Here is a 24,158-nt window from a genome sequence, read left to right on the forward strand (position 1 = left end):
CCACCGTGGTGCCGCCCACCCGCCCCCTGGCCGCCGATAACTGGAAGCACGAAGCCCGCCTCTACGGTCAGGCCCTGGGCCGCGAGGCCCAGTTGGAGGCGGCCATCGAGGCGGTGGAGGAGCGCGCCCAGGCGCTGGCCGAGGCGCTCGCCGACGCCGACGTGGGCGGCGAAGTGAGCCTGGTGCGCTGGATGCCCCAGGGCCCCCTGGTGATGTCCGAGCGGCTCTTCGCCAGTGGGCTGCTCGCGGCGACCGGCCTGACCTTCAGCGACGGCGACCTGGTCAACGAACGCGGCGTGCACAGCGACCCGCTGAGCCTGGAGAACCTGTCCCGGGTCGATAGCGACTGGCTGTTCCTGGCCACCCTCAATGCCGACGGCCAGGAGGCCCTGGAAGCGGCGCGCACCTCGCCGGCCTTCGAGCGCCTCGAGGCGGTGGCCAACGACCGGGTGGTACCGGTGGATGGTCAGTTGTGGACCAGCGCCAACGGGCCCCTGGCGGCCCAGGCGATCCTCGACGATATCGAAGCCGCCCTGTTGCCGTGATCGCCGCCCTGCCTCGCCGCCTGCTGCCCGAGGGGCTCGCCCTGCCGCTGGCCGGCCTCACCCTAGTGTTGAGCCTGGTGATGCTGGCCAGTCTGCTGCTGGGCGCCGGCGAGGTGACGCCCGCCCGCGCCCTGGCGGTGCTGGCCGGCGGCGGCGACGACGAGGCCCGCTTCGTGGTGGGCTCCCTGCGCCTGCCGCGCACCCTGGTCGGTGCCGCCGTGGGCCTGGCCCTGGGCATGGCCGGGGCCCTGCTTCAGGCGGTGTCGCGCAACCCCCTGGCCGAGCCCGGCCTGCTGGGGGTCAGCGCCGGCGCCGCCTTCGCCGTGGCCCTGGCCCTGTGGCTGGGTGCCAGCGCCACCACCCTGCGCGTGGCGGTGGCCCAGGCCGGTGCCCTGGCCGGCTGCCTCTGCGTGCTGGGGGTGGCGCGGCTGCGTGGCCTGGGTAACGACCCCATTCGCCTGGTGCTGGCCGGGGCCGCCTTCTCGGCGTTGCTGGCCGCCCTCACCTCGCTGCTGCTGCTCTTCGATCAGCGCGCCGCCGACGAGATCCGCTTCTGGGTGATCGGCAGCCTCTCCGGGCGCCGCCTGGCGGACCTGCTGGCGGTGCTGCCCAGCCTGGCCCTGGCACTCGCCATCACCCTCCTGGTGGCACGTCCCCTGGCGGCCCTGGCGCTGGGCGAACGCGTCGCCTCGGGGCTCGGCCACCGCCCGGGCCGGGTGCGCGGCCTGGTGGTGCTGGCGGTGGCGCTGCTGGTGGGGGCGGCCACCGCCATCGCCGGGCCCATCGCCTTCGTCGGCCTGGTGGTGCCCTTCGCCGCCCGCGCCCTGGCCGGCCCGGACATTCGCCGTACCCTCTGGCTCTGCCTGCCCCTGGGCCCGCTGATGGTGATCGGGGCCGATATTCTCTCGCGACTGCTGGTGGCCCCCTCGGAGCTGTCGCTGGGCGTGCTCACCGCCCTGTGCGGCGCCCCGGTGCTGATCCTGGTGGTGCGCGCCCGCCGCCTGCCGAGCCTCTGAGTCAGGAGAGCCGCCTGGAGCCCCCATGCCATTGAGTCCCATCGATACCAGCCGCCGCCACGTCAGCGCCCCCACCGAGGTCGGCGCGCCGCCGGGGCGCTGGCGCCTGGCCTGGGGCCGCCATAGCCTGCTCATCGACCGGCGCGACCTGGGCGCCATCCTGTTGCTGCTGCTCGGCCTGCTGGCGGCCTCCGCCGCCTACCTGGCCCTGGGCAGCGTGCCCCTGGGACTCGACGAGCTCTACGCCGGCCTGGTCGGCCGTGGCGATCCCCTGGCGGGCTTTTTGATCCAGGAACTGCGCCTGCCGCGCCTGATCGCGGCCTGGCTCACCGGCGCCGCCTTCGCGGTGGCCGGCTGCCTGATGCAGACCCTGGCCCGCAACCGCCTGGCCACCCCGGGGATCATCGGCATCGACAATGGCGCCACCGCCTTCGCCGTGGCCTCGGTGGTGGGCCTGGGAGTCTCCCTGGCGCCCCCGGCCATGGCCCTGGCCGGCGCCACCACCGCCGCGGCCCTGACCTTCGGGTTGGCCAGCGGCGGCGGCACCCGCGGCTACCGCTTTATCGTCGCCGGCATCGGCGTGGGGGCGGTGTGCGGTGCCATCACCCAGCTGCTGCTGGCGCGGGTGGCCATCGATACCGCCAATGCCGCCTACCCCTGGACGGTGGGCACCCTCAACGCCCGCTCCGGCCAGGCGATCACGGTGCTGGCCCTGGGCCTGGCCATCGGCCTGCCCCTGGCGCTGGCGCTGTCCCGCGCGCTGAGCCTGATGCGCTTCAGCGACGCCGTGGCCAGTGGCCTCGGCGTCATGCTGCACCGCCGCCGCCGGCAGGTGCTGTCGCTGTCGGTGCTGCTCACCGCCCTGGCCGTGGCGGTGGCCGGCCCGGTGGGCCTGGTGGGACTCGTGGGCCCGGAGATCGCCCGCGCCCTGACCTCGAAGCGCGGCGTGCCGCTGCTGGCGTCGGCCCTGGCCGGGGCCCTGGTGATGGTGCTGGCCGACCTCACCGGGCGGCTGTTGCTGGCCCCCATCGAGCTGCCGGTGGGCATCGTCACCGCCATCGTCGGCGGCCCCTGGCTGCTCTGGATCCTGCTGCGCCCCGCCGTGAAACCCCTGGCCTAGAGAAGGAATCGCCCATGACCGCCGACCCGCATCGCCTCCAGGCCCAGGGCCTCCGCCTGGCCCATGGTCGCCAGGCCGTGATCGACGGCCTCGACCTGAGCCTGCCGCCGGGCCGGGTGACCGCCATCGTCGGGCCCAATGGCTGCGGCAAGTCGACCCTGCTGGCCGGCCTGGCCCGGCTGCACGCCCCGGCGGGCGGCGCGGTGCTCCTCGATGGCCAGGATATCCAGCGCCTGCCGGCACGCACCCTGGCCCGGCGCCTGGCGCTGCTGCCCCAGGAGGCCAGCGCCCCGGAGGGGCTCACCGTGGGCGACCTGATTCGCTTCGGCCGCCAGCCCCACCAGGGCTGGTTGCGTCAGTGGTCCGCCGACGACCAGCGGGCGGTGAGCGAGGCGCTGGCCGCGGCGGACCTGGAGGCGCTGGCCGAGCGGCCCCTGGAGGCGCTCTCCGGCGGCCAGCGCCAGCGCGCCTGGATCGCCATGACCATCGCCCAGCAGACCCCGCTGCTGCTGCTCGACGAGCCCACCTCGGCCCTGGACCTGGGCCACCAGCTGGAGGTCTTCGAGCTGGTGCGACGCCTGGCCGAGGCCGGACGCACCCTGGCCCTGGTGCTCCACGACCTGCCCAGCGCCTGCCGCTATGCCGATCACCTGGTGGCCATGCGCGACGGCCGCATCATCGCCCAGGGGCCCCCCGCCGAGGTGGTCACCCGGGAACTGGTGCGCGCCCTCTATGACGTGGAGTGCACCCTGCTCAATGATCCGGCCACCGGCACCCCGGTGCTCACCGACCTGCGCCGGGTGCGCGCCCCCCACTACGCCTGATCCGTATCGTCGCGCAGCGTCATGACCCGCTCGTGCTGGGAGCGATGCAGGACGATATCCACCAGCAGGGTGCGGTGCGGCCGGAAGAAGGCGGCCAACTGGGCCGCGTCCAGGCGCAGGTCGTCGATATCCTCGTCGGCATAGGTGCGAAAGCCCACCGGGGGATCCGCCGCCTCCCGCCCCAGCATCGGGGCCGCGGTGATCGACAGGCCCAGCGCCGTGCCGGCCCTGGCCACCTCGTGATGCAGCCGGGCGGTGTCGATATAGAAGCTGCGGTAGGAGGCGTCATCGCCGTAGGGATGCACCTTGAGGATGATCTCCTCGTGCATCACCCGGGCCAGGGCCCCGCCGTCGCGGCACTCGTCCCGGGGGTCGTAGAACTCGATCAAGTAGTCCGGCACCGGCCTTCCGAACTGATCCACCACCCGTACCAGGGTGTTCTGGTAGCCGGACTTGCCCCGCCGCCCGCCGGGGACCCGCGTCAGGGCCGCGGTCGCCGCCTCCCAGGCATCGCAGTGAGCCGCGAAGCCGTCGTCCTCGACCGTCAGGGCCTCGAGGATCAGCCCCAGGGCCCGGTGCTGGGCGGCGCCGAGGCGACTCTCCGGGGCATCGAGCTTGATGGTGGTGTGATCCAGGCCATCGACGATGCGAAAGGCGCAGCGCCCGCTGGACGCCTGCCACCCCGCCAGGCGCGGCACCGTGACCGGGCGCCCCTCATGGTGGTCCTCCTCGAAGTGGATCCGGCCTCGCGCGCAGTTGAGGTTGGCGGTGGAGATGCGCACCGTGCCGTCGCCCCCCGCCTCGTTGGCCACCGCGCGGATGCCGCCATAGCCCCGGTTGCCGACCAGCACGCTGCACAGGGTACGCCCCGGGGCGAAGGGGCCCGGCTCGCCCGCGAAGCGGTCGCGCAGGGCCAGCGCCCAGCTAAAAGGGCTGGCCAGCTCCAGGCCGCGCAGGAGCTCGGCGCCGGCCTCGAAGCGCGGCTGATCCGGGTGGGCATGAAAGAAGCCATTGATCGCCCGTCCCACCAGCGAGCGCCCGCGATGGGCCAGGGGCGAGCCGAAGTTGGCCGGGGCCAGCATCACCAGGTGCTTGATGGGGTAGGCGTCGGGGGCGAAGTGGCGAGCCAGCCAGTCGCGGATCACCAGGCCGCCGGTGGAGTGGACGATGGCGTCGACGCTGGCCGGGGTGCGGGGCAGGTCGTGGCGGGTCCAGGCTCGCTCCAGGGCCGCCTGGAGGTCATCGAAGCACAGGGCGTCGTGGCGGGAGAGGTAATCGCCGAGGGCGATGCGCCGGATGCCTCGCTCGGCCAGGTGACGACGCAGGTGACCGGCCAGGCGCTCGAAGGCCTCACCGGTGTCGTTCCAGCCATGCAACAGGATCAGGGGTCGCTGGGCCATGGCACGCCTCTCCCTCGACAGGCCCCGATGGGCCGGCCGCCGTGGCCCGGCGGCCCTGCTCCCAGCTTAGTTGGCGCTTAGCCGATCTCCCACCCGCAGCGTTTCGCCCTCGCCGGCCAGCAGGATGGCGTTCTGGCCGAAGTAACCGCCCTTGAGGTGGGGCTGGGTATTCATCTCGATCAGGGTCTGCAGCGGCTCGCCGGGGCGGGGGATCTCTCCGCTGTGCTGATCGACGGTGGGGATCTGGCAACGCTTGCAGGGCTTGCGCAGCCCCAGGCGATAACGCCCGCCTTCGGCCGCCAGGCTCTCCCAGCCATCCTCGGCGAAGGGCTCGTCACCGTCGACGACGAGGTTGGGTCGGAAGCGCTCCATGGGCACCGGATCCAGGCCCTTGTCCCCGAGTACCGCGTTGAGGGCGTCCAGGGACGCTCGGTTGGCCACCAGCAAGGGGTAACCATCGGCGAAGCCGGTATGGGCGCCTTCGCCGGCGCGCAGGTGGTCGGGCTCGACCATACGGCGATGCGTCTCGGGGAAGCGTACCAGCCTTAGCCCCTGCTGCCTGACGCGGCCCAGCACCTCGGTGAGCCAACCGGCCGCCGCGTCCCCCTCGTCGAGCCCCGGACAGCGCTCCTTGAAGATCTCGACCGAGCGCTGGAGCCGCTCCCGCGGCGCCAGCGGCACGCGCAGCGGCGCCGCCGCCGGGTGCTCCAGCACCAGGGCCGCGGCCTCCAGGCGCACGCGAATCCGCGCCATGGCCGGCAACTGGCGCTGGGTGACGAAGCGCCCGGTCTCGTCCACCACCATCCAGCGACGGTCCCACTCGAGGCCCCGGGGACCGAGTGCCGCCGCGTCCAGGGCGATGCCGCCCAGCGACTTGACCGGATAGATGGCGATCTGGGTGATCTGCATGAGTGCCTTCCTTTGCGGCGGCGGCCGGCTCAGAGCCGCTCGATATCGATCAGGTAACCGATGATGGGGTAGCCCGCCTGGCGGGCGGCCTTCTCGGCCTCCAGCTGTGCCTCCAGCTTGGAGATGCTGGAGGATTCGTACTCGAAGACCTCGTCCAGGGCGAGCTGACGAGGGCGGACCGCCAGCTTGACGCGATAGCCCACGCGATGGCCGCTGGCGGCCGGCTTGGGTGGCTTGGGTGGCTTGGGGACGGGGGGCTTCTTGGGCTGGGTGAAGGCATCGATCTCGCGACGGATGCTCTCCTCGAAGTCATTCAGGTCTGCGGACATAGGCGTGTCGGAGGTTCCCTGGGGATGCGTCCCTACTATACCAGAGGCATCACCGCCCCCCACAGCGGGCGGCTACCCAGGGAGGCGACTGACTGCTAGTGGGTCTGATCGACCGGCTCGAGCCAGGCGGCGGGACGATGCTCGCCACACCAGGCCCGGTAGTCGGCGGCCGGCAGGGCCTTGGCATACAGAAAGCCCTGGGCCTGGTCGCAACCGAGTCGGCGCAGGGCGTGATGCTGCTCGAGGGTCTCGACGCCCTCGGCGGTGATCTCCAGGCCCAGGGCATGCCCCATATCGATCATGCAGGCCACCAGGCAGCGGGAGCGGGCATCGCCACCGAGCTCCCTGACGAAGGCGCGATCGATCTTGAGCCCGGTAATCGGCAGGTGATGAAGGTACTCGAAGGAGGAGAAACCGGTGCCGAAGTCATCGATGCTGACCCGGATGCCATGGCCACGCAGCCGCTCCAGGGCTTGCTTGCCCGCCACCAGGTCATGCATCAGGGCGCTCTCGGTGATCTCCACTTCCAGGCGCTGAGGGGCGATGCCGTGGTGGCGGATCAGGCCCAGCAGCTCATCGAGCAGGGCCGCGTCATGCAGGTTGCGGACCGAGAGATTGATGCTGACGCCCCCTTCCAGGCTCCTAGCGAAGCGGCAGGCCTGATCGGCGACGAAACGGGTCACCGGAGCGATCAGGGTGGTGTGCTCCACCTTGGGCATAAAGCGCCCCGGGGCGATCAACTGATCCCGCTCGTCGCGCCAGCGAATCAGCCCCTCGCAGCCGCTCACCTGCCCATCGGCCAGGCACAGCTTGGGCTGAAAGTGCAACTCGAAGCGGCCGCGGTCGAGGTCCTCGCGCACCCGGGAGACCAGCCGCAACGCCTCGCGCTTGTCGCTCTCCTGCTCCGGCGAATAATGACAATGCAGCCGATGCCGCTCCAGAGCCGTCAGCATGGCGACCCGCGACTGGCGGATCAGATCCCCGGCGGTCGTGGTCGGGGCGTCTTGCCGACTGCTGCCCATCACCAACTGGGCTCGCAACGGTATCTGCTGAACGACCAGGTTCTCCTCGCCGGCCTCGGCGAGACGCTGCACGACTCGCTCGATCTCCGCCGGCGCGATGTCATCCAGCAGCAGGTAGAGCTCGGCATTGCTGAAACGGTAGACCTCGACGATGCACCGATCCTGGCGCCGCAGGCGCTCCCCCATGGCCCGGACCAGGCCGTCCGCGGTTTCCGGGCCCAGCGAGGCCAGCACCTCGCCGATATCGATCAGGCGCACCAGGATCAGGCCGATGCCGCGAGACTGCCCCCACCCCACGGCCAGGCGCTGGCGCAGGGCCTCGTCCAGGGCAATTTGATTGTATAGGCCGGTGCGGGGGTCGGTGCAGGCCAGCCGCTCGCTGGTGGCGTGGGCACGCCGAAGCAGACTGAAGAGGCTGCCGGCCACGCCGCCGATCAGCAGATAGAGGCCAAGGCGAATCAACCAGTTATAGACGGGCTGCATCTGCTGGGTCGAGACATCCAGGGGCATCGCCGCCATCAGACCACCGGCGATCAGGGCGGTAGCCAGGGCCCCGCTCAGGCCATAGCCCGCCGCCGCCAGCAGCACCGGGATCAGCATCAGGTAGGGATAGGCATAGCGGGTTCCGCCGGTGGCATGGACCACCAGGGTGCCGAGGCCCAGCAATAGCACCAAAAGCGACACCAGGAGGGCATGGCGCACTCTCGGGGGCAATACCACCAGGGCCTGCCGAAGCTTTCGGAGGCGAGCCCTGCGCTCGTGGACCGCGTCTTCCATGATCTTCCCCGCCATGCCATGGTGATAGTCACTTAGCAGTGAAGCAGATCCCCCCACCGGTTAACAGCACGCGAGCCAACGTTGGCGAGGGGAATATCCGCCGTCCCCGGCACCGAATTAGCCCTCGGCGTCGCGGGGTCGATACGCGCCGATCAGCCGCTTCTGCACGCTCTCCGGGGCCGGCTCGTAATGGCTGAAACGCAGCCCGTAGGTCCCCGCGCCCCCGGTCAGGGCATTGAGCCGGTGGGGATAGTCGAGCACCTCGGCCAGTGGCACCAGGGCCTGGAGGCTGACCTGGTCGCCCAGGGTCTGGGTGTCGAGAATACGCCCGCGGCTGGCCGTCAGGTCGGCGGTCAGGTCGCCCATGGCACGCCCCGGCGCCTCCACGGTGAGCTCCGTCAACGGCTCCAGCACCAGAGGGCTGGCCTGGCGTACCGCCTCCAGGAAGGCCTTGCGGCCGGCGATCACGAAGGCGATCTCCTTGGAGTCCACCGGGTGCGTCTTGCCATCCAGCACGGTGACCCGCAGGTCCTGCAGCGGATAGCCCGCCAGCGCACCGCCGGCCAGGCCCTGGCGCACGCCCTTCTCCACCGCCGGCAACAGCGAGGCGGGGATGGCGCCGCCGCGGACGGTGTCGGTGAACTCGACACCGGCGCCGCGGGGCAGCGGCTCCACCCGGAGGACCACCTCGCCGAACTGGCCGGCGCCGCCACTCTGTTTCTTGTGGCGATACTGTCCCTCGGCGGTGGCGGCGATGGTCTCGCGGTAGGCGATGGAGGGGGGGCTGGTGTCCACCTCGACCTTGAAGCGCTGGGCGAGCTGCTCCAGGGCAGTGCGCAGGTGCAGCTCGCCGAGCCCCCGCAGTACCGTCTCCTGGGTCACGCCGTCCTGGGCCACCTCGAGCCCGGGGTCTTCCTCCACCAGCTTGGCCAGGGCCTCGAAGAGGCGCTGCTCGTCGCCGTGCCGGGTGGCTTGAATGGCCAGGCCGAACACCGGCGCCGGCAGGGCCACCGGGCGCAGGCGGATATGATCCTCGTCATGGGAGTCGTGGAGCACGTCATCCAGGGTCGCCTCCTCTACCTTGGTCAGGGCACAGAGCTCGCCGGGCCCGCAGCGCGCCACCTCCCGGGGCCGTCGCCCCTCGAAACGCAGCAGGGTGCCGATGCGGAAGGGCTTGCGTGCCTCGCCGGCGAACAGCCGGGTATCGCGGCCGACGCTGCCCTGATGGACCGGGAACAGTGCCAACTTGCCGAGATAGGGGTCGTGCTCGATGCGCACCACATGGGCCAGCACATGGGCCTGGGGATCCGCTCGCGCGGGGAAGGCTTGCTCACCGCCGTCCGGCAGCTGGCGCAGGAAGGGGGGCGGGTTGCCCTCCCGGGGGTTGGGCATCAGGCGTGTGAAGACCTCCAACAGCGCCTCGACGCCGGCCCCCGAGGCCGCCGAGACGAAACACACCGGCACCAGGTGTCCCTGGCGCAGGGCCGCCTCGAAGGGGTCGTGGAGCTGGCCCGGTTCGAGGGCCTCGCCCTGCTCCAGGTAGAGCGCCATCAGGTCGTCATCCAGCTCCACCACCTGGTCCACCAGCCGCTCGTGAGCCTCGGCCACCGAGGCGAAATCCGCCTCCCCTTCCGGGGTGAAGAAGCAGTCGACCACCCGGGTCGCCCCCTGGGCCGGCAGGTTAAGGGCCAGGCACTCCGGCCCGACCTGCTCGTGCAAGGCCTCCAGCAGCGCCGGCAATCGAGACGCGGCGGCGTCGATGCGATTGACGATAATCAGCCGGCACAGGCCCCGCTCCTCGGCCCAGGCCAGCATGCGTCGGGCCATGGCGTCGAGGCCACGCTCGGCGTCGATCACCACCGCTACCGTCTCCACCGCCGGAAGGATGGAGAGCGCCGCGCCCTGGAAGTCGGCGTAGCCGGGGGTGTCGATCAGGTTGATCCAGGTCTCGTCCCAGGCGAGGCCCAGCGGGGTGGCGGAGATCGAGTGCTGCGCCGCCGCCGGGGACTCGCCCGGGGGCACGCCCCTGCGGGAGTCGGTCGGCGCCTCGCCGCCGGCCGCGGCCAGCAGGGCATCCACCAGGCGGGTCTTGCCCACCCCGGCCTGGCCCACCAGGGCGATATTGCGGATCCGTTCGGGGTCTCGTTCGACGTTGCTCATCGGCCTCCCTCCAGGCGGTAGCGGCCCTAGTAAGGGTAGCCCGCGCGCGGCCTTGATGGAGGACAACGCCATCGATGCTATCTTGGCTTATGCCGCCCGACGGCACCTTTCCCCACCTCAGGAGCCCTCCCATGACCCTTAGCCCCTTTCATCTGGCGATTCCCGTCCACGACCTGCCGGCGGCCCGGCGCTTCTACGGCGAGGTGTTCGGCCTGGCCGAGGGACGTTCCAGCGAGCAGTGGGTCGACTTCGACTTCTTCGGTCACCAGTTGGTGATCCACGAACACCCGAAGCTGCCCCACCAGGAGCAGGCCCATACCAATGCGGTGGATGGCCATGAGGTACCGGTGCCCCACTTCGGCGTAGTACTGGAGTGGGAACGATGGGAGGCCCTGGCCGAGCGGCTCAGGTCGCTGGGCACCGATTTCGTGATCGAGCCCCATGTCCGCTTCGCGGGTCAGGTGGGCGAGCAGGCCACCCTCTTCCTGCTCGACCCCTGCGGCAATGCCCTGGAGTTCAAGGCCTTCCGGGACCGTGGCCAGCTGTTCGCCAAGTGAGCGGCAGGCCCTCGAATGACGACGGCCAGGATCCGGGGATCCTGGCCGTCGTCATCTGCCACCGACTCCCGATCAGAAGTTGGGCTTGCGCTTCTCGACGAAGGCGCTCATCCCCTCGCGCTGTTCATCCCCGGCGAAGCACAGCGCGAAGAGGCTCGTCTCCAGGGCCAGGGCGCTCTCCAGGTCCTGATCCAGGCCATCGTGGATGGCCTGCTTGGCACCGCGCACCGAGGCCGGACCATTGCCGCCCAGCTGCTTGGTGAGCTCTTCCACATAGGCCGGCAGCTCGTCCTGGGCCATGACCCGATTGACCAGGCCGATGCGCAGGGCCTCGGCGGCATCGATCTTGCGCCCGGTGGTGCACAGGTCCAGCGCCATGGCCGGGCCGACGCGGCGCGGCAGGCGCTGGGTGCCACCGAAACCGGGGATTACGCCCAAGAGCACCTCGGGCTGACCGAAGATGGCGTTATCGCTGGCCACCGCCCAGTCGCAGGCCAGGGCCAGCTCGCAGCCCCCGCCCAGGCAGAAGCCGTTGACCAGGGCCACGGTGGGCACCGGCAGGGCCTCCAGCCGCTTGAAGGTGGTCAGCGCCTGACGCGCGAAGCGGCGCGCCTGCTCCGGGGTCTTGTCGCGCATCTCGGCGATATCGGCACCGGCCACGAAGGCCTTCTCGCCGGCTCCGGTGACCAGCACCGCGCGCAGCTCCTCGCGGTCCTGGAGCTCGGCTAACAAACGCTCCAGTTCGCTCAGCACGGCGCCGTTCAAGGCATTGAGGGCCTTGGGGCGGTTGATGGTCAGGGTAACGATCCCCGCCTGGTCGGCGACGTCGATCAGTGGCTCGCTCATAAGGGCTCCTGCGGTTCTGGTTCGGTTGGCAACGTCAGAAGAAGCGTGACCATTTCACCCTAGCGAACGCTAGGTTGGTCGGCAATCCCTCCTTTGTCGGGGCTCGGCCTAGGTCATCTTGACCACCACTCTCCCGCGTACGCGCCCCGCCAGGAGTTCCTCCGCCGTGGCGATGGCCTCGCCGAGGCCGATGGTCCGCGTGATGGTATCCAGGTGATCGGGGTCGAGCAGCTCCCCCAGCCGACGCCACGCCTCGAGGCGATCGGCGCGGGGCCGCATGACACTGTCGATACCGGCCAGCGTCACGCCACGCAGGATAAAGGGCGCGACGCTGGCGGGCAGCTCCATGCCCTGGGCGAGCCCGCAGGCCGCGACGGTGCCGCCATAGCGCGTCGCGGCCAGCACGTTGGCCAGGGTATGGCTCCCCACCGAGTCGATGGCCCCGGCCCAGCGTTCCTTGGCCAGCGGTCGGCCGGGCCCCGACAGCTCACTGCGGTCGAGGATCTCCTGGGCCCCCAACCCACGCAGGTAATCCGCTTCCTGCGGGCGCCCCGTGACGGCGATCACCCGATATCCGAGTCGCGACAACAAGGCGATGGCGTAGCTCCCCACCCCACCATTGGCCCCGGTCACCAGCACGTCGCCCTGGCTCGGCAGGACGCCATTCCGCTCCAGCGCCATCACGGCGAGCATCGCCGTGTAACCGGCGGTACCGATCGCCATCGCCTGGCGGGCGCTGAACGCCGCGGGCAGCGGGATCAACCAGCGACTCTGCAGGCACGCCTTCTCCGCCAGGCCTCCCCAGTGGGCCTCGCCCACGCCCCAGCCATTCAACAGGACACGATCACCCGGCGTGAACTCATCACAGCTCGAGGCGTCGACGGTGCCCGCCAGGTCGATCCCCGGAACCATGGGAAACTGCCTGACCACGGGCCCCTTGCCGGTGATGGCCAGGGCATCCTTGTAGTTGAGGGTGCTGTACTCGACCCGCACGCTGACGTCGCCCTCGGGAAGCTGCGACTCCGCCACGCTCTGGAGGCCGACGCGCTGCTCGTTATCCGATGTCTCGATCACGATCGCCTGGAACATTGCCTTTCTCCTTTTTAGACCAACCGTCTACAAAATGACCTGAAAAAAGGGCTACCGAGGCAGCCCCTCCAGATAGCAGTGAATAAAGACTTCCATGGGGCGGACGCTACGCTCCAGCCTGGCACGCATGACGGCGCCTTCCCAGCCGATCCAGAAGGCTTCGGCGAGCCGGGCGCAGTCGGCGCTCCGGGCGAGGGTTCCCGCCGCTTGCGCCTCCTCGAGGCACCGCGCCAGGCGCCGTTGCCAATCCTCGAGGGTTTCCCGTAGCCAGTGTCGATAGGTCTCCGGCAGGCTAGCGACCTCCTGTCCCAGGTTGCCCACCAGGCAGCCACGCCGGAACTCGTGCCGCGCCATGCCGGCCTCGGCATCGGCAACGAAGGCCACGAGCCGATCGAGGGGGGACAGCCGGGGGTTCAGGAGGTGTCGATCCAGCTTGTTGGCGAAATAGGCCCCATAGTGCTCCATGATGGCGCGCCCAAAGGCCTCCTTGCTGGCGAAGTAGTAATAGAAGGATCCCTTGGGGACGCCGACGCGTTTGAGGATGGTATCGATCGCCGACGCCGAGAACCCCTGCTCGGTCAGCAGCTCGGTCCCACTGCGAATCAGGGCGGCGCGAGTATCCTGATCGGCACGCGGCGACTTGGGGGGGCGGCCACGGCGTGGCTTGAGGGGCGATGAAGTCATGCCGGCAAATATAGACCAGGCGTCTATAAAATCACAAGCCGCGTTTTACCCCTTTGCCCGCGCCTCGGCATCCGTATCGAAGTACTCGATATGATCGTCCTCCTCCCGGGGCGGGCCGACCAACGGTTCGGCCACATCGACTTCCGGCACCACCTCGGAGAGGTCCTCGACGTGCTCATGATCCAGGGCCCCCTGCACCAGCTCCTCGGTGACGGCGAACTCGGCACCCGCCACCGACTGGGGCGTGGTGGCCACGAAGGGTGCCACCGGCAAGGGTGCCGGACGCACGCGGCGCCGCCAGGCGAAGAAGAGCACCAGGAAGGCGCCCAGGCCGCCCAGCGACCAGAACAGGCCAGCATCGCCCAGGGCGGTCATCACCGGAGTGATCAACGGCGGGCTCAGGGTGGCGCCGATGGCGTTGATCAGCAGCAGGCCCTGGTTCATGCGCACCAGGGCACCGGCGGGCGCCCGGTCGGCGGCGTGGCTGACCGCCACCGGGTAGAGGGCGAAGACACCGCCGCCGAGGAAGAACAGCAGCCCCGCCAGCAGCCAGGGGTCGTTCGGCAGCCAGAGGATGCCCATGGCGATCAGCGCGCAGCTGGCCCCGATCAGGATCAGTACCTGCTGGCGGTCGTGGCGATCGGACCAGCGGCCGATGGGGTACTGGAGCAGCATGGCGCCGAGGATGACCACCGCCATCATCTGTCCCACCCGGTCGACGCCCAGGCCGCCGCGCTGCAGGTAGAGCGGCAACAGGGTATAGATGGCGGCCACCGCCAGGCCGGAGCCGAAGCTGCCCATCACCCCGGTGGGGGTCACGGTGATCAGTCGATGGGGCGGCAAGGGTTCGGCGTGCTCGATCAGCGGCGAGACCCGCGGGATCATCGCCATCGGCAGCACCGATAACGACGCCAGCAGGCCGATCACCACGAAGGGCACCATCTCGCCGGCGGCATCGGTGACCCCCAGCAGCAACTGGCCGATCACCCCGGCGGCATAGACGGAGATCATGTAGAGCGCCAGCAGGCGACCGCGCACCCTGGGATCGGCGGCGGTCAGCAGCCAGCTCTCGATCACCAGGAAGACCCCCACCGTGGCCCAGCCGCCGATCAGGCGCAGCACGAACCAGGCGTAGGGATCGAGCCACAGCGATTGCAGCAGCACGGTGACCGCCACCAGGGAGGCGAAGCCACCATAGGCGCGGATATGACCGATGCGCAGCAGCAGGCGATCATTGAACAGGGCCCCCAGGGCCAGGCCGATAAAGTAGGCCGACGACACCCAGCCGATAGCCAGCGCCGAGTAGCCGGCGCCATCCAGACGCAGGGTGATCAGGGTCGACAGGAAGCCGTTGCCGATGCCGAGGATAAAGAGCCCCAGCAAGGGCGCCAGCGCCATGGCCAACAACTGCCGCGACATAAGCGAAGCCTCGCAACGAGAAAGCGAACAAGCGCAAGCAAGAAAGGAGTGCGCGGCCGAGCCGGAACGGCCAAGCCAGGAGATCGCGTGGCGACTATACGTCCGACCCGCCGCACCGCCAAGCATTTTTCGCCGACGTTGGGCGGTTTTTCCCTTCAATAACACGACGTTATCGAACGTCTCGAAAAACCTCGCCGGCGCCTTCGGTTATGCCTCGCGGTGGGGCTTCTGCAGCAACACCACATCGGCGGCGGGAAATTCCACCGTCATGCCCAGGTGCGTCGCGAGCCAGTGGAAGGTCGCCTCGTCGAAGAAGCAGACATGGGTGGGGTCGAGGATATAGTGCCAGCCGACGAAGGCCTCCTTCGAGGTCACTCGCTTGGTCATCAGCCCCAGCCAGCCGCCGGGACGCAGGCGACTCGCCAGCCGCGCCAGCTCCTCGCCGGGGGCGAAGAGGTGCTCCACCACCTCGGTGGCGGTAATAAAGTCGTACCGTCCGCTCAGGACACCCGCGTCGGGAGCGTAAAAGGGGTCGTAGATGGCCATGGGGTACCCGGCCTCCTCGAACATCACCGAGAGGGTCGGGCCGGGGCCGGCACCGAAGTCGAGGCCCTCGGCGCCGGGGGCGAGCCGCGCGTTCAGGGGATCGAAGAGCCGTCCCAGGAAGCGCCGGTAACCCGAATCCAGAGGCGAGTTCTCGTGCTGATCATAGACCGCCCGCTCCGCCGCGGGATCGAGCCGCTGGGCCGCCGGCACATGCACCAGGGCGCAGCGCGGGCAGCGGTAATAGTCGCGGCGGGCGTCCCGATGGAAGTGAGCGGCCCGCCGATCGCCACACAACGGGCAGGGATTCGGCGAGAGTGGTGGGGGGACGGCGGGTAGGGACAGGGAGGGCGTCATCATCGTATGCTTCTGGTCAACGGCGGCGCCCAGGCTACCCGCTTTGGCGGCCGCTGACACCCCTTCAGGAGTCCTTTCCCATGCTTGCCGCCCTCGATCATCTGCTGATTCCGGTCTCCGACCTGCCCCGCGCCGTGGATTTCTACAGTCGCGTGCTCGGCCTGGACGTCCGCTACCGGGACGCCGGGCGGGTCGACCTGCTGCTGGATGGCCTGGCCCTGCGGCTGCTCGATCCCGCCCGGGCGACGGACCTGCAGGCCGCCACCCCGACGCCGGGCAGCCAGGCGCTGTGCCTGCGCAGCCGCCTGCCCCTGGACGAGATACGTCGCCACCTGGACGCCCTGGGCATCCCCCTCGAACAGGGGCCGGTCTCGGGCCTGGGCGCCGCGGGCCCCATCGAGGCCCTCTATCTGCGCGATCCGGAGGGCAACCTGCTGGAGATCTGTCGCCCCGCCAACTGATGGCAACGACTCGCCGAGCGGGTATCATGGGCGGCCGATCTGTCTTTCCCAAGGATGATGAATGATGAACGACCCGCGCAACGACGACACCCTGGTGGCCGAACAGAGCCAGGCCCCGGACACCACCATGGCCATGGTGGTCTATGCCCTCTTCCTGGCCAGCTTCGTGGTCGGCTTTACCGGCATCGTCGGCCTGGTGATCGCCTATATCTACCGCGGCAAGGGCCCCCAGTGGCTCGACGAGCACTACCGCTACCAGATCCGTACCTTCTGGATCGGCCTGGTCTACGGCGTGATCGCCGGCCTGCTGACCCTGGTCTTGATCGGCTTCCCGCTGCTGCTGCTCCTGGCGGTCTGGATGATCATCCGCTGCGTCAAGGGCTTCAAGGGACTGCAGGAGAAGCGCGCCCCCAGTAACGTGGACACCTGGCTGATCTAGGCGATGAGTGAGGCCAAGCTGCAACGCCAGGCCCGGGCCGTCGCCGCCCTGTGGCGCCTGCTGGCCGGGCGGCGACTGGGCACCCTGTGGCGCCTGGCCCGCCTGGCCGGTCCCCTGGTGTACCGGTTCAGCCGTCGCGAGCGGGAGGTCACCGAGATCAACCTGGCCGAGGTCTTCCCCGAGCGGGACGCCGCCGAGCGGCGGCGCCTGGCCCGGGCCAGCCTGACCCACTCCACCGCCACCATGCTGGAGCTGGGCCTCGCCTGGATGGCGCCCCCGGAGCGGGTGGAAGCCTCGATCCTCGCCGTCCACGGCCGCGAGTTGCTCGACGAGGCCCGCGCCTCCGGCCAGGGGGTGATCGTGCTGGCCCCCCACTTCGGCAACTGGGAAGTGCTCAACTTCTGGCTCTCCGGGCACTTTCCCTTCACCGCCATGTACGAGCCGCCCAAGATTCCCGACCTGGACCCGGTGATCCGCGGGGGACGCGAACGCCTGGGCGCGAGCCTGGTGCCCACCAATGCGCGCGGCGTGGCGGCCCTGCTCAAGGCCCTCAAGCGCGCCGAGGCGGTAGGCATCCTCCCCGACCAGGAGCCGGACTGGGGCAGCGGCGTCTTCGCCCCCTTCTACGGGCGCCTGGCCTATACCGCCACCCTGCTGCCCAAGCTGGTGGCGCGTACCCAGGCCCGAGTGGTCACCGGCGTGGCCCTCCGGGTGCCCGGCCAGGGCTTCGAGATACACTTCCTGGCCGCCGATGCGCGAGTCCATGACCCGGACGAGGCCATCGCCGCCGCCGGCGTCAACGCCAGCGTCGAGGCCGCCATCGCCCTGGCGCCGGCCCAGTACCAGTGGGAATACAAGCGCTACCGCAAGGTGATCGAAGAGCAGCAGGGGCATCCCGACCATGGCTCCTTCCGCCTCTACTAGCCCCATATATGAAATGGAAAATATTTCCATAAAACCGCCTGGTAACTCTCTGCCAAGCTGCTAGACTAGGCCCGACGCTTGACGGGGTGCCGGTAGACCGGCTGAGATGGCGCGGGTTGGTGGACCACAGGGTCGCCACCGAGCGCCGATCCCGTAGAACCTGATCCGGGTGAATGGCGCGCCTCGGCGCCCATATGAACCGGCGTAGGGAATCAGGCGGGCCCTGGCCTGGTCGCCATTCGCCCTCCCCCTCTCGCCCCACCCCGGATCCCACCACCGGAGGTGACATGGGCTACGCTTTCGACGATCTCAAGGGGGCCTGCCATCATGACTGGCGCGCCTATATCGAGCACGACTTCGTGCGCCAGCTGGGCGCCGGCACCCTGGAGGCCGGCGCCTTCCGCCACTATCTGAAGCAGGACTACCTGTTCCTGATCCACTTCTCCCGGGCCTATGCCCTGGCCGCCTACAAGAGCCGCAGTCTCGCCGACCTGCGCCATGCCCACGCCGGCCTCAAGACCATCCTCGACGTGGAGCTGCAGCTGCATATCGACTTCTGCCGCGACTGGGGTATCGACGAGGCGGAGCTCGCCGCCCTGCCGGAGGCCAAGGCGACCCTGGCCTATACCCGCTATGTGCTGGATACCGGCAACCGCGGCGACCTCCTCGACCTGCATGTGGCCCTGGCCCCCTGCCTGGTGGGCTATGGCGAGATCGCCCAGTGGCTGGCCGCCCAGTCCTTCACGGTGCGCGGCGAGGCCAACCCCTATGACGCCTGGATCGCCATGTACGCCGGCGACGACTTCCAGGCCGCCATGCGCGACGAGATCGCCTGGCTGAATGGCCGCCTGGCGGAGGTCACGCCGCGGCGCTTCGAGGAGCTGGCCACGGTATTCCGCGATGCCACGCGCCTCGAGATCGACTTCTGGCAGATGGGCCTGGATCGCGCCGACTAGCCCACAGCCTTGATACCTATTGCCGCTGCGCGGACGTGAGGGGCGCCGGGGACAGGTCGTAGAGGGGGTCCTATGCCAGGGATGGCATCGGTAGCGCCCAGGGAGGGGTTCACAGCGCCCCCTCGTAGACCTGTCGCCGGATCAGCCCCGAACTCCAGGCAGAGACTTCCCGGCAATAAACCCGCCCGCTGGTGATAGCGGGCACCACCACGCTTGACGGGGTGCCGTTGATGACGGCTGAGATCATGCAGCATTCGAGCATGGATCCCGTTGAACCTGAACTGGCTAGGACCAGCGTAGGGATCAAGCGACACGCCGCCGGGCGCCCCTGCCCGACCGCCCCTGTCCTCCCCAGCTGTCCTCCCTGACAAGACCCCGACAACCCTAGGGAGAACACCATGAGCAAGACCGCCCACTTCCTCGCCGAGACCGCCCGGGTCGACGCCGCCGCCGTCCAGCCGCTGTCCGGCTCGCGCAAGGTCTATGTGGAAGGCTCGCGCCCGGATATCCGCGTGCCCTTCCGCGAGATCGCCCTCTCGCCCACCAAGACCTCCGGCGCCGATGAAGAGAACCCGCCGCTGCTGGTCTACGACACCTCCGGCCCCTACACCGACCCGCAGGCCCAAATCGACCTGCGAAAGGGGCTCCCCGAGCTGCGCCGCGCCTGGATCGAGGAGCGCGGCGACACCGAGTTCCTCGACGGCCCGACCAGCGAGTACGGCAAGCGTCGCGCCAACGACCCGACCCTGGCCCAGCTGCGCTTCGACCTGACCCGCACCCCGCGCCGTGCCAAGCCCGGCAAGAACGTCACCCAGCTCCACTACGCCCGCCAGGGCATCATCACCCCCGAGATGGAATATATCGCCATTCGCGAGAATCAGCGTCGCCAGGCGCTGGGCACGGCGGAGGTGGAGCGTATCCTCGGCCATCAGCATCCCGGCCAGGGCTTCGGGGCCCGCCTGCCCGAGGAGATCACCCCGGAATTCGTGCGTGCCGAGGTCGCGGCGGGGCGGGCGATCATCCCCAACAATATCAACCACCCGGAATCCGAGCCGATGATCATCGGCCGCAACTTCCTGGTGAAGATCAACGGCAACCTGGGCAACTCCGCGGTGACCTCCTCCATCGAGGAAGAGGTCGACAAGATGACCTGGGGCATCCGCTGGGGCGCCGACACCATCATGGACCTCTCCACCGGCCAGAACATCCACGAGACCCGGGAGTGGATCATCCGCAATGCCCCGGTGCCGATCGGCACCGTGCCCATCTACCAGGCCCTGGAGAAGGTCAAGGGCGTGGCCGAGGACCTCACCTGGGAGGTGTTCCGCGACACCCTGATCGAGCAGGCCGAGCAGGGCGTGGACTACTTCACCATCCACGCCGGGGTGCTGCTGCGCTATGTGCCGCTGACCGCCAAGCGGGTCACCGGCATCGTCTCCCGGGGCGGCTCGATCATGGCCAAGTGGTGCCTCTACCACCACCAGGAGAGCTTCCTCTATACCCACTTCGAGGAGATCTGCGAGATCTGCAAGCAGTATGACGTCGCCTTCTCCCTGGGGGACGGCCTGCGCCCCGGCTCGGTGGCCGACGCCAACGACGAGGCCCAGTTCGCCGAGCTCGAGACCCTGGGCGAGCTGACCCGCATCGCCTGGAAGCACGACGTCCAGGTGATGATCGAGGGCCCCGGCCACGTGCCCATGCACCTGATCAAGGAGAACATGGACAAGCAGCTCAGCGAGTGCGACGAGGCGCCCTTCTACACCCTGGGGCCGCTGACCACCGATATCGCCCCCGGCTACGACCACATCACCTCCGGCATCGGCGCGGCGATGATCGGCTGGTACGGCTGCGCCATGCTCTGCTACGTGACCCCCAAGGAGCACCTGGGCCTGCCCAACAAGGACGACGTCAAGACCGGCATCATCACCTACAAGATCGCCGCCCACGCCGCCGACCTCGCCAAGGGGCATCCCGCCGCCCAGCGCCGTGATAACGCCCTCTCCAAGGCGCGCTTCGAGTTCCGCTGGGAGGACCAGTTCAACCTCGGCCTGGACCCGGACACCGCCCGGGAGTACCACGACGAGACCCTGCCCAAGGACTCCGCCAAGGTGGCCCACTTCTGCTCCATGTGCGGGCCCAAGTTCTGCTCCATGAAGATCAGCCAGGAGGTGCGCGACTACGCCAGCGAGCATGGCCTCGACGGCGATCAGGAGGCGGTCATGAAAGGCATGGAGGAGCAGGCGGAGAAGTTCCGCCACACGGGTAGCGAGCTCTACCAGGAGGTGTAAACGACATGGCCCCCGCCAGCGGGCTGGCGGGGGCCATGGGGCATGACACCGAGCCCATCAGAAACGGTAGCGCAGCCCCAGGCTGGCGGCGTCGAAGTCGCCCTCGGACTCGTCGAGATAACGAATGTAATCGGCTCCCACGGCGAGGTTGGGGGCCACCTCGTACTCGGCGCCGGCGCCATAGGAGAAGCCGTCATCCCGGTCGCTGCCTCCCGGGTTCAGGTCGATATCCACCTCGGAGTAGCCGAGCAGGCCATAGAGCCGGAACTCCTGGGAAATCGGCAGGATGCCCTTGGCGAAGGCGCCGACCAGATAATCGAGCTCGGACTCGACGCCCTGTACGGTATCGGAGCCACCGGTACCCAGGTGCCCCTCCACGGCGAAGTAATCATTGAACTGCATGCCCCCGCGCAGCCGCAGGCCAATATCGTCGACGGAGCTCGCCCCATCGGGGTCCAGCTCCCAGAACATGACATCACCCCCCACGTATCCCTGGGGATAGAAGCCATGCTGATTGGCTTGCGCCGTGGTGGCGAAGGTCCCGGCCGCCAGCAAGGCGGCGGTAGATGCGGCAACAAGAAATCTCATGACCACCTCCATTAAAGAACAGCGTTTTTTAACGCCTGATGAAGTGTGGGTCCCACGCCTCCCCGGCGCAAATGAAATGTTTTCAGGCATTTCTCTGCTGACCGGAAGCGGACTCTCTTTCCCGGCCTGCCTAGTGGCCTGCACTGGCCGTTAGCCTAGCGAGCGAATATCCTTGCTAGCAGTTCCCCGACGACTCAGGAGAAAACGATGTCCGGCCTGCTGCCCGATGTGGATCCCGATGGTCTGCTGGAATACTCGGTGGTCTACACCGACCGCGCCCTCAATCATATGTCCCGCGCCTTCCAGACGGTGATGACCGACCTCTCCGCTACCCTCAAGCGGGTCTATGCCGCCGAGGCGGCGGTGATCGTGCCGGGGAGCGGCACCTTCGGCATGGAATCGGTGGCCCGTCAGTTCGCCACCGACCAGACGGTGATGGTGATCCGCAACGGCTGGTTCAGCTACCGCTGGAGTCAGATCTTCGCCATGGGCGATATCCCCGCCCGCGAGGTGGTGCACCCGGCTCGCCGCCAGGGCGAGGGCGCCCAGGCCCCCTTCGCCCCCGCCCCCATCGAGGAGGTGGAGGCCAGCATCGCCGCCGAACGCCCGGCCCTGGTCTTCGCCCCCCATGTGGAGACCGCCTCCGGCATGCTGCTGCCGGACGACTATATCCGTCGCCTGGCCGACGCGGTGCATGCGGTGGGCGGCCTGCTGGTGCTGGACTGCATCGCCTCCGGCACCCTCTGGGTGGATATGCAGGCCACCGGGGTCGACGTGCTGATCAGCGCCCCCCAGAAGGGCTGGAGCGGCTCGCCCTGCTGCGCCATGGTGATGCTCTCGGCGCGGGGGCGCGAGCGCCTCGAGGCCACCACCAGCAGCAGCTTCGCCATGGATCTGGGCAAGTGGCACGCCATCATGCAGGCCTACGAGCAGGGCGGCCATGCCTACCATGCCACCCTGCCCACCGATGGTTTGCGCCGCCTGCGCGATATCATGGAGGAGACCGAGCGGGTCGGTTTCGCGCGGGTTCGCGATGCCCAGCTGGAACTCGGCCGCCGGGTCCGCGAACTGCTCGCGGCCCGGGGCTTCGCCAGCGTGGCCGCCGAGGGCTTCGCCGCCCCCGGGGTGGTGGTCAGCTACACCGAGGATGCCGGCATCGCCGCCAGGTTCATGGCCGCCGGCCTGCAGGTCGCCGCCGGGGTGCCCCTGCAGTGTGACGAGGGGGATGACTTCCGGACCTTCCGCATCGGCCTCTTCGGCCTCGACAAGCTGCTCGACGTGGAGCGCAGCGTGGCGACACTGGCGACGGCCTTGGACCAACTGGACTAGGCTCCGACCCGCACCAACGACGAAGGGGTGGCCTGTGGCCACCCCTTCGCTTATTCGCCTCGACGACGTCAGACCCGGTTGATGCCCCGGGGCAGCATGCCCAGGTTGTTCTCCACCCGCTTGACGCCGGGAATGTCCTCCGCCGCCACCTGGGCCGCCTTGCGCTGCTCCTTGCTGTCCACCAGGCCCCACAGCTGTACCTCGCCCTGAACCACGATGACATTGATCTGGCCCAGGCCGAGGGTCTCTTCCAGCTCCTTGTGGAGACGATCACGGATGGCCCGATCGTCTACTGTGGCGCCCTCCTCCAGCCCCGCCACCGAGAAGCCGCGCAGCAAGTTGGCACGACTGACGATGCCCACCAGGCGCCCGTTCTCGGTGACCGGCACCCGCTTGATGTGATGTTTCTCCAGCAGCCGGGCGATATCGTCGATGGGCATGTCACCGGCGACCTCGATCACCGGGGAGGTCATCACCTGCTCGGCGGTACGGCCATGGGACTTGATATAGTCCAGCGGGCTCGCCGGCGTCTCGAACAGGGCGCGCAGCCAGTGCCGGGGGCGCTCGCCACTGCCCTCGATGCGGCGCAGCAGGTCGCCCTCGCTGACGATCCCCAGCACCCGCTGCTCGGCATCCACCACCGGTACCGCGCTGATATGGTTCTCCAGCAACAGGCGCGCCACCTCCTGAACCTGGGTATCCGGGGCGACGGTGACGACACTGGGCGTCATGATATCCACGGCTTGCATAGCATTCCCTCGTCGGCTGTGCCCGGGAGGCCTGGAATACCCCCCGGGGCATATCGGTATCTTCTGAATGTAGCAGAGCGGCGGTACGCCGGGTTTGATCCAGGACAAGCGGTCGAGACTCGCCTGCGTATGGCGCGCCCTGGCGGCCAATTCGCGTTAACACCGGCGGCCTCCTAGAGTGGAGTCATAGCCGCCACCCCAGGAGTGCTCCCATGACGGTGCCCGACCGCCCCAGTCGCATGCAGGCTCCCTCCCGACGCGCCCAGCTCTCGCTGTTCGCCAGCAATTTCTTCAAGCATCCACGCATGCTCGGCTCGATCATCCCCAGCTCGCCCTTCCTGGTCCGGCGCCTGCTGGCCCCGGTGGACTGGGCACGCGCCCGGGTGGTGGTGGAGTACGGCCCCGGGGTGGGCACCATCACTCGAGAGATCCTGGCGCGACTGTCCCCGGATGCCACCCTGCTGGCCCTGGAGACCAACCCAGAGTTCGTCGCCTACCTGGGCGAGTCGCTCCCCGACCCCCGCCTGCAGCTGGTGGCCGGCTCCGCCGAGACCATTCAGGCGGAGCTCAGCCGCCTGGGCCTGCCGCCGGCGGACTATATCCTCGCCGGCATTCCCTTCAGCACCATGCCCGCCGCCTGTCGCGAGGGTATCCTCGGCGACAGCCACGCGGCCCTGGCCGATGACGGGGCCATGCTGATCTACCAGTTCTCCCCCAAGGTGGGCGACGACCTCAGGCGGCTCTTCTCGCGAGTGGAGAAGGGCTTCGAGCCGCTCAATATCCTGCCGGCTCATCTGTATACCTGCCGGCGTTAAGCCGACGCCCCC

General features: G+C 69.2%; 24 protein-coding genes and 2 riboswitches. Of the genes, 12 read left to right on the forward strand and 12 right to left on the reverse strand.

Annotation, left to right across the window (positions count from 1 at the left end; all coding sequences use genetic code 11):
* From NFU04_RS12655 to NFU04_RS12670, 4 genes are all read left to right on the forward strand, one after another.
* A partial coding sequence (locus NFU04_RS12655; protein ID WP_251309830.1) for an ABC transporter substrate-binding protein occupies window positions 1-545 on the forward strand: 545 nt, incomplete at its 5' end.
* An 80-nt stretch (window positions 546-625) separates the two neighbouring features.
* The gene (locus tag NFU04_RS12660; protein WP_251309867.1) at window positions 626-1,561 is read left to right on the forward strand and encodes a FecCD family ABC transporter permease; all 936 of its coding nucleotides are present in this window, start codon (window positions 626-628) and stop codon (window positions 1,559-1,561) included.
* Window positions 1,562-1,586: 25 nt separating this feature from the next.
* Window positions 1,587-2,681 carry a FecCD family ABC transporter permease gene (locus NFU04_RS12665; RefSeq protein WP_251309831.1) on the forward strand — a complete coding sequence of 365 codons (1,095 nt, stop codon included), beginning with the start codon at window positions 1,587-1,589 and terminating at the stop codon, window positions 2,679-2,681.
* 14 nt (window positions 2,682-2,695) lie between these two features.
* Window positions 2,696-3,505: an ABC transporter ATP-binding protein gene (locus NFU04_RS12670; RefSeq protein WP_251309832.1), complete on the forward strand. Its 810-nt coding sequence runs from the start codon at window positions 2,696-2,698 to the stop codon at window positions 3,503-3,505.
* On the opposite strand, the gene NFU04_RS12675 is transcribed toward NFU04_RS12670, so the two are convergent.
* From NFU04_RS12675 to fusA, 5 genes are all read right to left on the reverse strand, one after another.
* Entirely contained in the window at window positions 3,496-4,905 is a 1,410-nt protein-coding gene (locus NFU04_RS12675; protein WP_251309833.1) for an esterase/lipase family protein, read from the reverse strand. The two genes, NFU04_RS12670 and NFU04_RS12675, sit on opposite strands and share 10 nt — an antisense overlap.
* A 66-nt stretch (window positions 4,906-4,971) precedes the next feature.
* The gene (locus NFU04_RS12680; protein WP_251309834.1) at window positions 4,972-5,814 is read right to left on the reverse strand and encodes an MOSC domain-containing protein; all 843 of its coding nucleotides are present in this window, start codon (window positions 5,812-5,814) and stop codon (window positions 4,972-4,974) included.
* A gap of 29 nt (window positions 5,815-5,843) precedes the next feature.
* Entirely contained in the window at window positions 5,844-6,143 is a 300-nt protein-coding gene (locus NFU04_RS12685; protein ID WP_251309835.1) for a hypothetical protein, read from the reverse strand.
* 95 nt (window positions 6,144-6,238) lie between these two features.
* Window positions 6,239-7,837, reverse strand: a complete 1,599-nt coding sequence (locus tag NFU04_RS12690) for a putative bifunctional diguanylate cyclase/phosphodiesterase (protein ID WP_251309868.1) — start codon at window positions 7,835-7,837, stop codon at window positions 6,239-6,241.
* 222 nt (window positions 7,838-8,059) lie between these two features.
* Entirely contained in the window at window positions 8,060-10,102 is a 2,043-nt protein-coding gene (fusA, locus tag NFU04_RS12695) for an elongation factor G (RefSeq protein WP_251309836.1), read from the reverse strand.
* Window positions 10,103-10,233: 131 nt separating this feature from the next.
* Between fusA and NFU04_RS12700 the strand changes: the two genes are divergently transcribed.
* On the forward strand, window positions 10,234-10,659 hold the full coding sequence (locus NFU04_RS12700) for a VOC family protein (RefSeq protein ID WP_251309837.1): 426 nt from the start codon (window positions 10,234-10,236) through the stop codon (window positions 10,657-10,659).
* 72 nt (window positions 10,660-10,731) lie between these two features.
* On the opposite strand, the gene NFU04_RS12705 is transcribed toward NFU04_RS12700, so the two are convergent.
* The 5 genes from NFU04_RS12705 to NFU04_RS12725 all read right to left on the reverse strand — a co-directional run bounded on the left by NFU04_RS12705 (window position 10,732) and on the right by NFU04_RS12725 (window position 15,597).
* Entirely contained in the window at window positions 10,732-11,505 is a 774-nt protein-coding gene (locus tag NFU04_RS12705; protein WP_251309838.1) for an enoyl-CoA hydratase-related protein, read from the reverse strand.
* A gap of 108 nt (window positions 11,506-11,613) precedes the next feature.
* Window positions 11,614-12,594, reverse strand: a complete 981-nt coding sequence (gene acuI, locus NFU04_RS12710) for an acrylyl-CoA reductase (NADPH) (RefSeq protein WP_251309839.1) — start codon at window positions 12,592-12,594, stop codon at window positions 11,614-11,616.
* A 51-nt stretch (window positions 12,595-12,645) separates the two neighbouring features.
* Window positions 12,646-13,278, reverse strand: coding sequence for an acrylate utilization transcriptional regulator AcuR (gene acuR / locus NFU04_RS12715; protein WP_251309840.1), 633 nt, complete (start codon window positions 13,276-13,278; stop codon window positions 12,646-12,648).
* 45 nt (window positions 13,279-13,323) lie between these two features.
* Complete coding sequence (locus tag NFU04_RS12720) at window positions 13,324-14,697, reverse strand: MFS transporter (protein ID WP_251309841.1); 1,374 nt, start codon at window positions 14,695-14,697, stop codon at window positions 13,324-13,326.
* A gap of 207 nt (window positions 14,698-14,904) precedes the next feature.
* The gene (locus NFU04_RS12725) at window positions 14,905-15,597 is read right to left on the reverse strand and encodes a class I SAM-dependent methyltransferase (RefSeq protein WP_459382092.1); all 693 of its coding nucleotides are present in this window, start codon (window positions 15,595-15,597) and stop codon (window positions 14,905-14,907) included.
* 80 nt (window positions 15,598-15,677) lie between these two features.
* On the opposite strand from NFU04_RS12725, the gene NFU04_RS12730 reads away from it, so the two are divergent.
* From NFU04_RS12730 to thiC, 5 genes are all read left to right on the forward strand, one after another.
* Window positions 15,678-16,058 (forward strand): VOC family protein, encoded by a 381-nt coding sequence (locus NFU04_RS12730; RefSeq protein ID WP_251309843.1) that lies wholly within the window; start codon window positions 15,678-15,680, stop codon window positions 16,056-16,058.
* A 64-nt stretch (window positions 16,059-16,122) separates the two neighbouring features.
* On the forward strand, window positions 16,123-16,497 hold the full coding sequence (locus NFU04_RS12735) for a DUF4870 family protein (protein WP_146803912.1): 375 nt from the start codon (window positions 16,123-16,125) through the stop codon (window positions 16,495-16,497).
* A 3-nt stretch (window positions 16,498-16,500) separates the two neighbouring features.
* The gene (locus NFU04_RS12740; RefSeq protein ID WP_251309844.1) at window positions 16,501-17,421 is read left to right on the forward strand and encodes a lysophospholipid acyltransferase family protein; all 921 of its coding nucleotides are present in this window, start codon (window positions 16,501-16,503) and stop codon (window positions 17,419-17,421) included.
* Between the two features lie 72 nt (window positions 17,422-17,493).
* Window positions 17,494-17,650: riboswitch (TPP riboswitch) on the forward strand.
* 58 nt (window positions 17,651-17,708) lie between these two features.
* A complete protein-coding gene (gene tenA / locus NFU04_RS12745) occupies window positions 17,709-18,377 on the forward strand; it encodes a thiaminase II (protein WP_195861842.1) in 669 nt (222 codons plus the stop codon).
* 207 nt (window positions 18,378-18,584) lie between these two features.
* Window positions 18,585-18,697, forward strand: a riboswitch (TPP riboswitch).
* A 78-nt stretch (window positions 18,698-18,775) separates the two neighbouring features.
* Window positions 18,776-20,665: a phosphomethylpyrimidine synthase ThiC gene (gene thiC, locus NFU04_RS12750; protein ID WP_251309845.1), complete on the forward strand. Its 1,890-nt coding sequence runs from the start codon at window positions 18,776-18,778 to the stop codon at window positions 20,663-20,665.
* 57 nt (window positions 20,666-20,722) lie between these two features.
* Here the strand turns inward: thiC and NFU04_RS12755 are convergent, their stop codons facing one another.
* Window positions 20,723-21,253 carry a porin family protein gene (locus tag NFU04_RS12755; protein WP_251309846.1) on the reverse strand — a complete coding sequence of 177 codons (531 nt, stop codon included), beginning with the start codon at window positions 21,251-21,253 and terminating at the stop codon, window positions 20,723-20,725.
* A 207-nt stretch (window positions 21,254-21,460) separates the two neighbouring features.
* Between NFU04_RS12755 and NFU04_RS12760 the strand changes: the two genes are divergently transcribed.
* Window positions 21,461-22,582, forward strand: a complete 1,122-nt coding sequence (locus tag NFU04_RS12760; RefSeq protein ID WP_251309847.1) for an aminotransferase class V-fold PLP-dependent enzyme — start codon at window positions 21,461-21,463, stop codon at window positions 22,580-22,582.
* A 68-nt stretch (window positions 22,583-22,650) separates the two neighbouring features.
* On the opposite strand, the gene NFU04_RS12765 is transcribed toward NFU04_RS12760, so the two are convergent.
* Window positions 22,651-23,331: a CBS domain-containing protein gene (locus NFU04_RS12765; protein WP_251309848.1), complete on the reverse strand. Its 681-nt coding sequence runs from the start codon at window positions 23,329-23,331 to the stop codon at window positions 22,651-22,653.
* A gap of 212 nt (window positions 23,332-23,543) precedes the next feature.
* Between NFU04_RS12765 and NFU04_RS12770 the strand changes: the two genes are divergently transcribed.
* Window positions 23,544-24,146 (forward strand): class I SAM-dependent methyltransferase, encoded by a 603-nt coding sequence (locus NFU04_RS12770; protein WP_251309849.1) that lies wholly within the window; start codon window positions 23,544-23,546, stop codon window positions 24,144-24,146.
* The last annotated feature ends 12 nt before the right edge of the window (window positions 24,147-24,158 follow it).

The organism is Halomonas sp. NCCP-2165 (genome assembly GCF_023708045.1).
GTDB classification, from domain to species: Bacteria; Pseudomonadota; Gammaproteobacteria; order Pseudomonadales; family Halomonadaceae; genus Bisbaumannia; species Bisbaumannia pacifica.

What these genes read in the sequence shown, in the direction of transcription:
- NFU04_RS12660 (WP_251309867.1), top strand. Translation starts at nt 626, where the DNA reads ATGCTGGCCAGTCTGCTGCTGGGCGCCGGCGAGGTGACGCCCGCCCGC.
- NFU04_RS12665 (WP_251309831.1), top strand. Translation starts at nt 1,587, where the DNA reads ATGCCATTGAGTCCCATCGATACCAGCCGCCGCCACGTCAGCGCCCCC.
- NFU04_RS12670 (WP_251309832.1), top strand. Translation starts at nt 2,696, where the DNA reads ATGACCGCCGACCCGCATCGCCTCCAGGCCCAGGGCCTCCGCCTGGCC.
- NFU04_RS12675 (WP_251309833.1), bottom strand. Translation starts at nt 4,905, where the DNA reads ATGGCCCAGCGACCCCTGATCCTGTTGCATGGCTGGAACGACACCGGT.
- NFU04_RS12680 (WP_251309834.1), bottom strand. Translation starts at nt 5,814, where the DNA reads ATGCAGATCACCCAGATCGCCATCTATCCGGTCAAGTCGCTGGGCGGC.
- NFU04_RS12685 (WP_251309835.1), bottom strand. Translation starts at nt 6,143, where the DNA reads ATGTCCGCAGACCTGAATGACTTCGAGGAGAGCATCCGTCGCGAGATC.
- fusA (WP_251309836.1), bottom strand. Translation starts at nt 10,102, where the DNA reads ATGAGCAACGTCGAACGAGACCCCGAACGGATCCGCAATATCGCCCTG.
- NFU04_RS12700 (WP_251309837.1), top strand. Translation starts at nt 10,234, where the DNA reads ATGACCCTTAGCCCCTTTCATCTGGCGATTCCCGTCCACGACCTGCCG.
- NFU04_RS12705 (WP_251309838.1), bottom strand. Translation starts at nt 11,505, where the DNA reads ATGAGCGAGCCACTGATCGACGTCGCCGACCAGGCGGGGATCGTTACC.
- acuI (WP_251309839.1), bottom strand. Translation starts at nt 12,594, where the DNA reads ATGTTCCAGGCGATCGTGATCGAGACATCGGATAACGAGCAGCGCGTC.
- acuR (WP_251309840.1), bottom strand. Translation starts at nt 13,278, where the DNA reads ATGACTTCATCGCCCCTCAAGCCACGCCGTGGCCGCCCCCCCAAGTCG.
- NFU04_RS12720 (WP_251309841.1), bottom strand. Translation starts at nt 14,697, where the DNA reads ATGTCGCGGCAGTTGTTGGCCATGGCGCTGGCGCCCTTGCTGGGGCTC.
- NFU04_RS12725 (WP_459382092.1), bottom strand. Translation starts at nt 15,597, where the DNA reads ATGACGCCCTCCCTGTCCCTACCCGCCGTCCCCCCACCACTCTCGCCG.
- NFU04_RS12730 (WP_251309843.1), top strand. Translation starts at nt 15,678, where the DNA reads ATGCTTGCCGCCCTCGATCATCTGCTGATTCCGGTCTCCGACCTGCCC.
- NFU04_RS12735 (WP_146803912.1), top strand. Translation starts at nt 16,123, where the DNA reads ATGAACGACCCGCGCAACGACGACACCCTGGTGGCCGAACAGAGCCAG.
- NFU04_RS12740 (WP_251309844.1), top strand. Translation starts at nt 16,501, where the DNA reads ATGAGTGAGGCCAAGCTGCAACGCCAGGCCCGGGCCGTCGCCGCCCTG.
- tenA (WP_195861842.1), top strand. Translation starts at nt 17,709, where the DNA reads ATGGGCTACGCTTTCGACGATCTCAAGGGGGCCTGCCATCATGACTGG.
- thiC (WP_251309845.1), top strand. Translation starts at nt 18,776, where the DNA reads ATGAGCAAGACCGCCCACTTCCTCGCCGAGACCGCCCGGGTCGACGCC.
- NFU04_RS12755 (WP_251309846.1), bottom strand. Translation starts at nt 21,253, where the DNA reads ATGAGATTTCTTGTTGCCGCATCTACCGCCGCCTTGCTGGCGGCCGGG.
- NFU04_RS12760 (WP_251309847.1), top strand. Translation starts at nt 21,461, where the DNA reads ATGTCCGGCCTGCTGCCCGATGTGGATCCCGATGGTCTGCTGGAATAC.
- NFU04_RS12765 (WP_251309848.1), bottom strand. Translation starts at nt 23,331, where the DNA reads ATGCAAGCCGTGGATATCATGACGCCCAGTGTCGTCACCGTCGCCCCG.
- NFU04_RS12770 (WP_251309849.1), top strand. Translation starts at nt 23,544, where the DNA reads ATGACGGTGCCCGACCGCCCCAGTCGCATGCAGGCTCCCTCCCGACGC.